The sequence below is a fragment of the Paenibacillus sp. SEL1 genome, from assembly GCF_054602535.1.
This window is the reverse complement of the sequence record NZ_CM137723.1, coordinates 3445079-3457419: the sequence shown is the minus strand read 5'-3', so window position 1 is coordinate 3457419 and position 12341 is coordinate 3445079. Positions and strand designations below refer to the sequence as shown.

Annotated in this window: 13 protein-coding genes and 1 pseudogene; 5 read left to right on the top strand and 9 right to left on the bottom strand. The window is 46.9% G+C overall.

All coding sequences use genetic code 11. From position 1 onward, the window contains the following. Positions 1-51 precede the first annotated feature (51 nt). Genes ACYCSE_RS15780 through ACYCSE_RS15765 form a run of 4 tightly spaced genes read right to left on the bottom strand, consistent with a single transcriptional unit; the run spans position 52 to position 3621 of the window. Positions 52-939 (bottom strand): metal ABC transporter permease, encoded by an 888-nt coding sequence (locus tag ACYCSE_RS15780; protein WP_459698740.1) that lies wholly within the window; start codon positions 937-939, stop codon positions 52-54. Next, positions 936-1865 carry a metal ABC transporter permease gene (locus tag ACYCSE_RS15775; protein ID WP_069291389.1) on the bottom strand — a complete coding sequence of 310 codons (930 nt, stop codon included), beginning with the start codon at positions 1863-1865 and terminating at the stop codon, positions 936-938. The genes ACYCSE_RS15780 and ACYCSE_RS15775 overlap by 4 nt, the downstream gene beginning before the upstream one ends. 5 nt (positions 1866-1870) lie before the next feature. Further along, the gene (locus ACYCSE_RS15770) at positions 1871-2635 is read right to left on the bottom strand and encodes a metal ABC transporter ATP-binding protein (protein ID WP_459698737.1); all 765 of its coding nucleotides are present in this window, start codon (positions 2633-2635) and stop codon (positions 1871-1873) included. Between the two features lie 14 nt (positions 2636-2649). Further along, positions 2650-3621: a metal ABC transporter solute-binding protein, Zn/Mn family gene (locus ACYCSE_RS15765; RefSeq protein ID WP_459698735.1), complete on the bottom strand. Its 972-nt coding sequence runs from the start codon at positions 3619-3621 to the stop codon at positions 2650-2652. Between the two features lie 238 nt (positions 3622-3859). Between ACYCSE_RS15765 and ACYCSE_RS15760 the strand changes: the two genes are divergently transcribed. Further along, a complete protein-coding gene (locus tag ACYCSE_RS15760) occupies positions 3860-4636 on the top strand; it encodes a DUF3153 domain-containing protein (RefSeq protein ID WP_459698733.1) in 777 nt (258 codons plus the stop codon). Between the two features lie 8 nt (positions 4637-4644). Here ACYCSE_RS15760 and ACYCSE_RS15755 read toward each other — a convergent pair whose 3' ends face one another. The 3 genes from ACYCSE_RS15755 to ACYCSE_RS15745 all read right to left on the bottom strand — a co-directional run bounded on the left by ACYCSE_RS15755 (position 4645) and on the right by ACYCSE_RS15745 (position 6070). Then, positions 4645-5070 (bottom strand): thiol-disulfide oxidoreductase DCC family protein, encoded by a 426-nt coding sequence (locus ACYCSE_RS15755; protein WP_061829569.1) that lies wholly within the window; start codon positions 5068-5070, stop codon positions 4645-4647. 130 nt (positions 5071-5200) lie between these two features. Beyond that, complete coding sequence (locus ACYCSE_RS15750; RefSeq protein ID WP_025722703.1) at positions 5201-5527, bottom strand: hypothetical protein; 327 nt, start codon at positions 5525-5527, stop codon at positions 5201-5203. A 123-nt stretch (positions 5528-5650) separates the two neighbouring features. Then, a complete protein-coding gene (locus tag ACYCSE_RS15745) occupies positions 5651-6070 on the bottom strand; it encodes an organic hydroperoxide resistance protein (protein WP_061829570.1) in 420 nt (139 codons plus the stop codon). A gap of 261 nt (positions 6071-6331) precedes the next feature. Here ACYCSE_RS15745 and ACYCSE_RS15740 point away from each other — a divergent pair. The 4 genes and pseudogenes from ACYCSE_RS15740 to ACYCSE_RS15725 all read left to right on the top strand — a co-directional run. Then, a pseudogene (locus ACYCSE_RS15740) lies at positions 6332-6618 on the top strand (manganese catalase family protein); the annotation flags it as partial. A gap of 92 nt (positions 6619-6710) precedes the next feature. After that, entirely contained in the window at positions 6711-7025 is a 315-nt protein-coding gene (locus ACYCSE_RS15735) for a helix-turn-helix domain-containing protein (protein ID WP_025722639.1), read from the top strand. Beyond that, on the top strand, positions 6980-7864 hold the full coding sequence (locus ACYCSE_RS15730) for an IS3 family transposase (RefSeq protein ID WP_459698730.1): 885 nt from the start codon (positions 6980-6982) through the stop codon (positions 7862-7864). The genes ACYCSE_RS15735 and ACYCSE_RS15730 overlap by 46 nt, the downstream gene beginning before the upstream one ends. Before the next feature lie 235 nt (positions 7865-8099). Then, complete coding sequence (locus ACYCSE_RS15725; protein ID WP_459698728.1) at positions 8100-9419, top strand: Nramp family divalent metal transporter; 1320 nt, start codon at positions 8100-8102, stop codon at positions 9417-9419. A 109-nt stretch (positions 9420-9528) separates the two neighbouring features. Here the strand turns inward: ACYCSE_RS15725 and kdpC are convergent, their stop codons facing one another. Beyond that, positions 9529-10257: a potassium-transporting ATPase subunit KdpC gene (gene kdpC / locus ACYCSE_RS15720; RefSeq protein WP_061829573.1), complete on the bottom strand. Its 729-nt coding sequence runs from the start codon at positions 10255-10257 to the stop codon at positions 9529-9531. 19 nt (positions 10258-10276) lie between these two features. Beyond that, positions 10277-12307 (bottom strand): potassium-transporting ATPase subunit KdpB, encoded by a 2031-nt coding sequence (gene kdpB, locus ACYCSE_RS15715; RefSeq protein ID WP_459698726.1) that lies wholly within the window; start codon positions 12305-12307, stop codon positions 10277-10279. Between the last annotated feature and the right edge of the window lie 34 nt (positions 12308-12341).

The following is a 12341-nucleotide window of genomic DNA, read 5'->3' as shown; positions in this document are numbered from 1 at the left end:
TGCCTGAATACACGCTATTTTGGGTAACTCATATGGGATCACTTCCTACAATCACTTGCTATCTTCGCTAACGATCCCCCGTTGTTGAAATAATTTTTGCCATATCACACCGTGAGACGGGGAAAAGAGAAAAGCCAAAAGCAGCAACACACCCGATACACATAGCATACATGCAGCAATAGAAGCATCCAATACACTTGCTGTGTAAAAGCCTGCGACCGAACTGATGGCTCCAAATCCGACGCTGTATACAATCATACGAGACAACTTCTCCGTCAGCAGATAAGCGGTAAGCGGCGGCACAACGAGCATGCCAACCACCAGAATTGCGCCCACGCTCTCAAATGATGCCACCGTCGTTAGCGAGACGAGGCTCATCAGCAGATAATGAAAAAAAACAACTGGAATGCCCAACGAAGCTGCTAATGCGGGATCAAAGGAAGTAATTTTAAATTGCTTGAAAAAGCCTCCTATCACGAGCAAATTGATCAAAAACATCGCGCCCGTAATCCACACAGCCCTCGGACCGACATCGAAGCCGGCAATCTCGAACGTATTCCACGGCACATAAGCAATTTCCCCATATAAAACGTGATCCATATCCAGATGGACATTGGAAGCAAACACGCTGACCAGCAAAACACCGATAGCGAACAATGTCGTAAACACCACGCCAATGGCAGCATCACTTTGCAGACCGCTTTGTTGGAATAGCTGAATCAGATACACCGTTAGAAGACCCAGCACAGCCGCACCAAACATCATCCACACCGAATCCCTCGATCCGCTGATGAGAAAGGCAATGACAATCCCCGGTAGTACCGCATGACTGATTGCATCACCGATCATAGCCATTTTTCGGAGCACGAGAAAGCACCCAACGATACTACATCCCCCTGCCACTAACATTCCCGTCAAAATTACATAAAATGAACTCATAGGGCACGCTCCTCCCTTGGCTGTGTTCCGACTGTCTGCTCCAAATTTTTTCTGGCGTTCAACCGAACGATAGCCTTGGAGATCATCCCGCGCTGCGGCGCAAAAATCAAGCTCATTCCAAACACCACAGTCGCACACAACACACATAACGGTCCTGTAGGCAGATTTTGCCCCAGAGAGCTAATGAGCGTCCCACCAAGGCCTGCTATAGCACCAAACAAGCCTGATAGGCACACCATGACACCCAGCTTCTCTGTCCAGTATCTTGCCGACACGGCCGGGGTAATCAGCAGGGCAGCCATCATAATGACTCCCACGGCCTGAATGCCAGCAACCACCGCAATGACAATCAATAGCATCAACAACTTATCCAGCAAACCTGCCGGATAACCAAGTCCGCGGGCAAAGCCGGGATCAAAGCTGAGCAACTTAAATTCCTTGAAAAATAATATACATATTCCGATGAGTACCACCGAAATTACCGCCATCGTATAGACATCAGACAATACCATTGCCGCAGCTTGACCAAATAGAAATTTATCCAATCCGCTTTGGTTGCCTGCGCCACTATGCTGAATTTCGGTCAACAACATAATGCCGAAGCCAAAAAATACCGACAGCACCGCTGCAATCGCGGAATCGCTTTTAATTCGTGAATACCGGGTTAACGCACTGATGGCAAAGGTCGCAACAATCCCTGCAATGGCGGCCCCAATCATAAATCCAAACACGGATTTTGTACCTGTGATCATAAAAGCCACACATACCCCCGGCAAAGCTGCATGTGCCAAAGCATCTCCCATGAGCGACTGCTTGCGCAAATACATAAAACTTCCAATCACTCCGCTGCTTAAACCGAGCAAAATGCAGCCCAGCAAAATCCACTGCATATTCGGGTCGGTCAAAAGCGTTGCCAAGCTTGTCATACTGCTCACCTCACTCCGAGTATCGTACCGGAATCCGGGCTTGTTTTGAGTATACTCAGACGCCCACCATACGTACGCTGCAGATTTTCCTCGGTAAAAATATCTGTCGTCTCTCCAAACGCCATAAGATGCCCGTTCAACAGCATAACCTGATCAAAATAATCCGTGACTGTAGATAAATCATGATGAACGACAAGCACGGTTTTACCCTGCTGTTTCAGATCGTTGAGCAGCGAAATAATGGCTTTTTCTGTTGCAGCGTCCACACCGACAAACGGTTCATCCATAAAATAAAGCTGAGCATCCTGTGCGAGTGCTCTGGCTAAAAAAACACGTTGTTGCTGACCGCCAGACAATTGACTAATCTGCCTGTCTGCATATTTGCTCATTCCAACCTTGTCCAAACTCTCTATCGCAGCCTGACGATCTGCTGCACCCGGACGCTTAAACCAGCCCAATCTGCCATACCGTCCCATCATAACCACATCCAATGCGTTCGTCGGAAAATCCCAATCCACCGACTCCCGCTGTGGTACATAGCCAACCTTGAGCAGCTGTTGCTTATAGGGCTTGCCGTAGACCAGCACCTCGCCCCTAAGCTTTGGAATCAGTCCAAGCGCTGCCTTGATCAACGTAGATTTCCCAGCCCCGTTCGGGCCGATAATACCAATCAGCTTGCCTTCCGGCACCTCAAAGGAAACATCGAACAAAACGGGCTTTTTTTGATAAGCTACCGATAAATCACGAACGACAAGTGGTGAATGCCCCATGTATCTTTGCCTCCTTATTTAAGAGCTTTAACAATCGTATTAACGTTATGTTTGACCATTCCAATATATGTGCCATCTTCTGTGCCTTCTTCACCCATGGCATCCGAATACAGCTCGCCACCAACCTTAATTGTATGACCTTGCTGAGCGGCCCCTTGAATAACCGCATCTATGGCCTTTCTCGGAACACTAGATTCTACGAATATAGCCTTGATTTTATGTTCGACCAGATAATCTCGCAGCTTGGTCACATCTTGAGAACCCGCTTCTGATTCTGTGCTCATACCTTGAAGTCCTCTCACTTGAATGTGGTAGGCATCCCCGAAATAGCCGAAAGCATCATGTGCCGTGACAAGCACTCGCTGGGCTTCCGGTATACTGGCAATCTGCTCTCTCGTGTAATCATCCAGCTCTCGCAGCTCAGTAAGATAGGCTTCTGCGTTGGCCTTATATTCCTCCGCATGAACAGCGTCTAGCGCCGACAATTCATCTCTGACGGTTTCTACCGCAGACATCCAATTCTGTACGTTAAACCAGATATGTGGATCATGCTCAGATCCCATTTCCGGGCTACCTGCACGCAACCGATCCTGTGCGATGTTTTTGGACACGGGTATGACGGGTTTTTGCTTGCTGATCTTCTCCAGAATGTCCTGCATTTTTCCTTCCAGATGCAACCCGTTATAAAAAATAACATCGGCCTGATCTAGCTTGCGCATATCTCCCTGAGAAGCCTTGTACAAATGCGGGTCAACGCCTGACTTCATAATTCCCGTGACCTCCACATGATTACCGCCGACCTTGCGGACAATGTCAGAGATCATACCGATGGTAGCCGTAGCCTTTATTTTTTGTCCTGTTTCTCTCGCAGTTCCCTGCTCCTTCTTCTTAGCATCGGTACATGCAGTCGCTAAAACCAGAGCTAGAGACAATACTCCAACTGTCGTTACCCATCGCGGCAAAGCCTTCTTAAACTGCTTGTTCATGTTTTAAAATCCTCCTTTGAACTTCGTTTTGGGACAAACTATTTCCTTGATTCAATTATTTTTTATAAATACTATATTTTAGAGTATACACTAAAGTTTTTACCTAGGGAAACATTTTTTAAAAAATATAATTCTTATGTTTTTCGTTATACCGTTCGATTTTCGTTCTCCCAATGTGTAATATATAGAAGATATCCAATAGTAAAATTAAAGAACGTATTTAAAGAAGGGGCAGGTCATGAAGCAAACTGGATACAGTCCTTATCGGAACCAACGTCAGCAAAATCTAATACGAAAAATACTGTTCATTTTTATGCTAATGTGTTGTCTGCTTACCCTTACTTCATGTGCTCGGGGTGACATCCATGTAGATGTTCATCTCGATCAAAGTGTAGATCTGGATGCAACGTTCAGTGTAAACAACCAGACACTGATGATGTTGGACAATCCCGGGCTGCTAGATCGATTAGTCAAGCGTATTCAAAGCAACAATGTAGATGTACAGCCGCTAGCTGAACAGGGAAGAAAGGGATATCAAATCAAGGGGCATTATCAAGGAGATTGGAGCACAAACAAAAAAAATCCCAGTCAGGGATTAAATCTACCTGAGGGATTAGAAATAAAGCGCGCTGTGAGCCAACATTTTTTCACAACGCATATTGATCTTACCATGAAGCTCGATCTACCACGGATGCTTCCTGAAGAAGCTCAAGGACTGAGTGATAAATTTGAGCAAATGAATGTGTTTGCGCGCAAATTACTGGAGCGGCAGCTGGATCTTAACTTCAGCCTATCCTTACCCATCCAACCTGCTACCAATAATGCGGACCGTGTGTCGGAAGACGGAAAAACACTGTATTGGGACATTGCTCCTTTGGAATCTAACGAGCTAAAATTGTCTGTTAACGTACCCAATGTACGACATATCGTGTATGTAGCTGTTACGAGCCTGATACTAATCGTGATCGCTGTGATCTTACTAATTCGTAGACATCGCTCCAAAAAAGAAACTTAAAAAAGCAACTAAAAAAATCGTTGTCTGATTTCTGGTGGGGGGATCTGACATTGATCCTCTTCATCCTTGCCAAACCAACGATATCGGTTACGCGCCACCCAGTTATAGACAGCGTTGCGCACAAAGCGGGGAACCAGGATGAACACATAGGCCAGCGGGTATGGAAAACGAAGACGTTTGGCAATTCGCAAAGCCGCGGTGGACCTTGTATAATACGTACCGTCTTCAATCAGCACGAACGTATCCAGCTGATCTGTAGATAGTCCTCCTGCACGTAATAGTTCTTGTCCTGCCTCGGATTGCAGGGAACCAAAATGAAATGTTCCCTTAGGGTCACGCTTGATAATAAAGCGGGCCGCTCCCTGACAAAAGTGGCATACCCCATCTACCAACACAATGGAATGATCTGAATGAGCATGATCAGTCTGGTTCATAAATGCATTTCACCTCCAAGAAAATCAACGGCATGAATACCAGCAACGCAACCATATGAATATAAACAAAAAAACGCCGAAAGTATCCGACGCTTGTTTAGAAATGTATAGTCTTTACCTGTTCGAAAAACTAGCTCAATGCTTTCTCAAACAGCTGTTTCGTATTAATTTGCTCTAAAAACTCCTCATGGAACTTATCCATACACTTGCAGATAAAATCCTTATGGCATACCGGGCAAGGCGTCGTTAGCAGTCGACTAATATTCGTCAAGGTCCACTCCGGATTACGTTGAGAAAAAACGCGGCACTCCGTTCCATCGGCCAAACTCATTTTAAACTCATAAAGCCCTTCTTTTTCGTTGCTGCCAGCCAGCGTGAAATTAACAATATTCGGTCTGTAAGACATCATATCACCCGTATTTTTCAAATTTGTTTCGTACCTGATGACCAGAATCACCTAAGCCATCTTAATGAATTTTGGCGATGATGTCAAATGGTCACAAATCTCAGCGAATCAAGATCTATGTGCAAAAGCCACCGATAAATCGGCGGCCAGAGTGTAAAAGTTATAGAAATGCAGTCAAATGACATTAAGCTCGACATCAATGTTACCGCGTGTTGCTTTGGAATACGGACAAAAATCATGCGCTTGGCGTGCCAGATCTTCGGCCTGAGCGCGTTCAATACCGGGTATTTTCACATCCAGACGTACCGCCAGCTGGAAGCCGCCATCGCGTGGGTCCTTGCCGATAGATACGTGGCTGGTGACCTCAACATTGTCTACCTTCACCTTAGCCTTCCGGGCCACATTAGCCAATGCGCTCTCATAGCAGGCACCATAGCCTGCCGCAAACAATTGCTCCGGATTCGTAGCTTCTCCACCTGCGCCACCCAGTTCCTTCGGCGTGCTGAGCTTATGCTTCAAAACTCCATCAGATGAAGCGACTGAACCGTCTCTTCCACCATGTACCGTTGCTGATGCTGTGTATAATGCTTCCATGATTTCATCTCTCCTTCTCTATATCATATGTTTTCCGCAGGAATCTATCGTCATGTTAATACATGATTTCCTTCTCGTATGTACTTTAAACGAACTACACAAAATGAATCATTTGAAATAAGGTTGTTAACCAGTACATTTACCGTTTAGTTCCATCTCACCTTGTTTACACTATATGTTATAAGCCCCTAGCTTGATGGGCCGTCAACATGTGTCTTGAAGGCTTACTTGAATCATTTTATTGTATCTGCTCAGACTTCCATGACTGACAACCCTGTCGTACGCGAGATCGTAGGCTACTTGTTGGTGCGGGGTGGAGTCCATGTGATGGCCTATACCAAAGCGTTGGAAAAGCTTACAGGCGTAGAAATGACCAAAATGCTTCCGATTCCGAACTTGGAGAATGAAGCCTTTTCTGAAACGCGTAAATTCGAAGAAAAAGGATTGTACCGGACTATTTATCGTTTCAGTCCGAATAACTACAAGGAAATTGATAAATATGGAGCAGCGTTCACCCGGAAGATGGACAACAATTTAAAAAAATCCAAAACGACCAAGCTGCTCCCTGAAGTGCACCCCTTAGAATAGACATTGGAATAAACCCCTGGTTTATCCGATGAAATCTAAGGGGTGCATTTTTATGCCGGCGAAAAAGGGAACAAAGTTTAACGAGTATACGTTTGAAACCAAGGTAGAGGCCATACGACTCCATATTGAAGAAGGTTGGACGTATCGTAGACTCATGGAGAAGTTTGGGATCGCAGATCGACATCGATTAAAAGAATGGATGCGCAAATACAAGCAACTCGGTGAATTCGGGCTAATGGACCAGCGAGGACGGCGTAAGGAGTATATCGACCAGGATAGGTATGTACAGAAGCTGAGACGGGAAAATGACATGCTAAAAAAGTGTTTGGAAATCTGGATACAGGAGATGAAGCACACAAATATATAACCATTGAGAAAGCTGCGAAAGACTATCCTATTAGCAAACTGTGTACGCTTTTCAAAGTCTCCAGAAGTGGATATTACGCCTTCTTAAAGCGTAGAGGAGCAGATCGAGATCGGGACGCGAAAGCACTTGTGAAGAAAGTGTATGAGCAGTATAACGGGGTCTACGGCTATCGCCAAATTCAACTATTTTTGCAGCACGATCACGGAGTCTGGATGAACCATAAAAAGGTACTCCGGCTCATGCAGTTCTTGGGAATCCGCTCACAAATTCGCCGGAAACATCGCTGCAACTATGCTTCCTCTACGAAAGGTCGTGTGGCGAAAAATCTGCTAAAACAGGATTTCAAGGCGGACAAACCTAACCAAAAATGGGTCACAGATATCACGCAATATCGTGTGGGGGATTGCTGGCTATATCTGTCTGCGATTAAAGACTTGTTCAATAACGAAATTATCGCGTACCAGATGAGCCATAGAAATGATAACGAACTGGTTTTACAGACGTTTCGACAAGCCTTTAAACAGCAAAAAGACGTGACTGGCCTCATCGTTCACAGCGACCAGGGATTCCAGTACACGTCCCATGCGTACCATGACATGCTGCCAAAGGTTGGCGCCCGAATCAGCATGTCTCGCCGAGGCAATTGTTATGATAATGCCTCGATGGAGAGCTTCTTCTCGCATCTCAAAACGGAAGGGCTCTACCCCTATGATATCCGAAATATGGACGAGGCACAAAGGAGAATAGAAGAATATATTCGATTTTACAACCAAAGTCGACCACAACGAAAGTTAAATAAGCTGCCTCCGAAAGAGTATCGGAAGCAGCTTATAGCCTAGGGGCTTTTTTCAGTGTCTATAAAATGGGGGCTTGACCACCCCTCAGAGCGATATAGCTTGGTTTTTTCTAGTGTTCGGCTTTATACGATGCCCATATTGCTTCAAAAATACGATTAACTTGCTTGACCACACAAAAGTTGCACTAGACAAAAACTATTGTAAGTGTACAATAGAAATAACACAATCGTTATGTCACTAATAATATATTTCAACATCAATAAAGAAGGTGAAGCGTATGAAAAATACAAAGGGTAACTACGCGGAAATCGCTTCACTGTCGGAAGTGAATCGTTCCTTGAGCGTCCCGAAAGACGGAACCTGGTTTCGGAAGTTTCTTGCCTTTGCTGGACCCGGCTATATGGTCGCAGTCGGCTATATGGACCCCGGCAACTGGGCCACAGACATCGCTGGCGGATCGAAATTCGGCTACACGTTGCTTAGTGTCATTCTAATCTCCAACCTGATGGCCATCCTGCTACAAGCCTTATCTGGCAAGCTTGGCATTGCCACAGGTAAAGACTTGGCTCAAATGTGCCGTGATGCTTACAGTCGTCCTGTCGCCATCGGCTTATGGCTCTTGTGCGAAATTGCTATTGCAGCCATGGATTTGGCCGAGGTCATCGGTTCAGCCATTGCGCTGAAGTTGCTGTTTGGTCTACCGTTACTATACGGAGTCATCATTACCGCATTTGACGTCATGCTTATTTTACTGCTGCAAAACAAAGGTTTTCGGGCATTGGAAACACTTGTCATTGTGCTGATGGCGACGATTGCCGGCTGTTTTGGGATTAATCTCATTTTGGCACAACCGGAATGGGGCGGCGTATTGGGCGGCTTTGTACCAGACTCGCAAATTTTGACGAATCCAAGCATGCTGTATATTGCCATCGGTATTATGGGCGCTACTGTAATGCCGCATAACCTGTATCTGCATTCTTCTATTGTACAAACTCGCAAATTTGAGCAGACTTCAGCAGGTAAACGGGAAGCTATTACATTTGCAACTTGGGATTCCAGTATAGCGCTGATGTTCGCTTTATTTATTAATGCCGCCATCTTGATCGTAGCAGCTGCTGTATTCCATACGGCAGGAAGAACAGATGTAGCCGAAATTAGTGATGCCTATTATCTGCTTTCGCCACTACTTGGAACTACGCTGGCAAGCATACTATTTGGGGTGGCGTTACTCGCCTCAGGTCAAAATTCAACCGTTACAGGCACTTTAGCCGGACAAATCGTGATGGAGGGCTTTTTGAATCTTCGTCTTTCACCTTGGTTGCGTCGTCTGGTGACCCGCCTCATCGCGATCATTCCAGCGGTTATCGTCACTGCTATCGCAGGTGAAAAAGGTGCGGAAGAACTGCTTGTGCTGAGCCAGGTTATTCTGTCCATCCAGCTTCCCTTTGCCATCATTCCATTATTGCTCTTTACCAGTGACAAAAAGATTATGGGTGAATTTGCAAATAAAATGTGGCAAAAAGTATTAACCTGGATCGTGACCGCTGTCATCATCATCTTGAATGTAGTGCTCATCATCCAAACGATTTCAGGTTAATTGGTAGCCAAATATGAATATATTAAATAGGTATCTCACTAGCCCCAATGGCAGCGAGATACCTTTTTTGTTCATCCTATTCTATTTGTCCTGTATACATAAAGAATACTCAACGCTTGGCAGGCTCTACCTTTATTTGCGCCTCAAGCGCGAGATTCAGCTTGAGCACGTTCACACGCGGCTCGCCGAATACCCCGGCGCTGCGGCCTTCTGTCTGCTCCTGCACCAGTGCTCTCAGTTGATCCTGCGGGATACCCGTCAAGCCACTAATGCGCGGAATTTGCACCCGTGCCGCCTGTGGCGAGATGTGCGGGTCCAGACCTGAGCCGGAGTTCGTAATCAGGTCCACCGGAACCTGACTGACGGGTACATCCGGGTTATGCTTCTGCCAATCCGCAATAGAGTCCTTGACTCGCTGTATCAAGGCCGGATTCGACGGCGCGTAGTTGCTTGAGCCTGAACCAGCGCCATTGTAATCAACGCTCGATACCCGACCTTGAAAAAATGCCGAATCGGCAAAGGACTGCCCAATCAGTTCGGAGCCGACCACCCGTCCCTCTGCGTCACGGAGCATACTGCCGTTTGCTTGCTGCGGAAACAGAACCTGCGCTACTCCTGTACTGACTAGGGGATATGCCAAACCGCACAAGAGAATCATCAGCACCGATGTTCGCAAAGCCACTCCAATAACTGTACTTCCTCGCATCTCTTGTCTCTCCGGTTGTCCTTCCGACACTGTCCCGGTCCCTGTACGTTTGTTATGACCTTGCCCGCCAGATTCGGCTTTTTCGTGCGCAGCAAATCTGCGTCCAGACATCATCCGATAAAAACCACTCATGTCGTTCACCCTTTCTGCGCTAAATCCACAAATGCACCAGCAAATCAATGGCCTTAATACCGACAAACGGTACGACCATACCGCCCAGACCGTAAATCAGCAAATTCCGTCCCAGCAGGCGATCCGAGCTCATCGGCTTATACTTCACGCCCTTCATGGCTAGCGGAATCAGAAGCGGAATAATAACCGCGTTAAAGATCAGCGCCGACAAAATAGCGGACAGCGGGGAGCCAAGCCCCATGACGTTCAAAGCGCCCATTTGTGGAATGGCCAGCATGAACATCGCCGGGATGATGGCAAAATATTTGGCAACATCGTTCGCAATGCTGAACGTTGTCAATGCTCCGCGCGTCATAAGCAGCTGCTTGCCGATCGCGACCACCTCAATAATTTTGGACGGATCGGAATCCAGGTCCACCATATTAGCTGCTTCTTTGGCTGCGACTGTGCCGCTATTCATGGCCAGACCGACATCCGCTTGCGCCAGCGCAGGTGCATCATTCGTGCCGTCTCCGGTCATGGCAACCAGCTTTCCCTGTTCCTGCTCACGTCGGATAACCGCGATTTTGTCCTCCGGCTTGCTCTCAGCTACAAAGTCGTCCACACCCGCTTCTCGTGCAATTGTAGCTGCCGTCAGCGGATTATCTCCGGTACACATGATCGTACGGATACCCATTTCCCGGAGCTGATCAAACCGTTCCTTCATGCCTGGCTTCACTGTATCCTTCAAATAAATAATGCCGTATATCTGATCATCCAGCGCGACTGCCAGCGGTGTACCCCCTTCTGAGGCTACCTGATTGGCTTTTTCCTCCAGATCGGCTGGAACACTGCCGTTTTGCGATACGATCCATTGCCGAACAGAATCCACCGCGCCCTTGCGTACCTTTCGTCCATCGGCCAGATCCAGACCACTCATCCGGGTTTCCGCCTTGAATTCGATAAAGGTTCCACCTGCTGCCAAGGATGCATCCAACGTATGCTCCTGTTTGCGCATCAATTCGAGAACCGAGCGGCCCTCTGGCGTCTCATCCTTCATAGAGCTAATCGCTGCCCACTTCACTAACTCTGCCTTCTCCACGCCCTCCACAGGCACGAATTCACTCGCCATTCGGTTACCGAAGGTGATTGTACCTGTTTTATCCAGAATCATCGTGTTGATATCCCCAGAAGCTTCTACCGCCTTGCCTGACATGGCCAGTACGTTAAACTGAGTGACCCGGTCCATACCAGCAATCCCGATAGCTGACAGCAGTCCTCCAATCGTGGTCGGAATCAGACAGACTAGCAACGAAATCAGCACAGGAACAGGCAAATCAATGTTAAAATGACGGGCAATCGGCGCTAGCGTAACCACCACAATTAGAAAAATAATCGTCAAGCTAATCAGCAAAGTGTTCAGTGCAATCTCATTCGGCGTCTTTTGCCGCTGTGCGCCTTCCACGAGCGAAATCATTTTATCAATAAATGTCTCGCCTGGCTCTGTCGTAATTCGCACCTTAATCCGGTCACTGACTACTCGCGTCCCGCCGGTTACCGAGCAAAAATCACCACCCGATTCCTTGATGACCGGAGCCGATTCTCCCGTAATTGCAGATTCATCCACCGAAGCCAGACCTTCAATGACCTCACCATCGCTTGGAATCATTTCGCCTTGGGAGACAATAACCACGTCCCCCTTACGCAATTCGGTTGAGCTAACCACCTGAATGTCATTTCCGATGAGCTTGTTAGCTTGTGTATCCTGCTTGGATTTTTTTAAAGAGGCAGCTTGTGCCTTACCCCGCCCCTCCGCGAGTGCTTCGGCAAAATTAGCAAAAAGCAACGTAAACAACAGAATAACAAACACGGCCAGGTTAAAGCCCATTTCCTTGCCAGTTCCAAAATAACCGGGAAACAGTAACATGAGCAGTACGACCAATGTACCGATCTCCACGACGAACATGACAGGATTTTTCATCATAATCATCGGATTTAACTTTATAAAGCTATCCTTGATCGCATGCTTCAAGATGCCTCTGTCCAGCATGTGTTTGCGTTGTTCCTTCATGATCAAACACCCCGTTCATCCATTCTCATTTTCT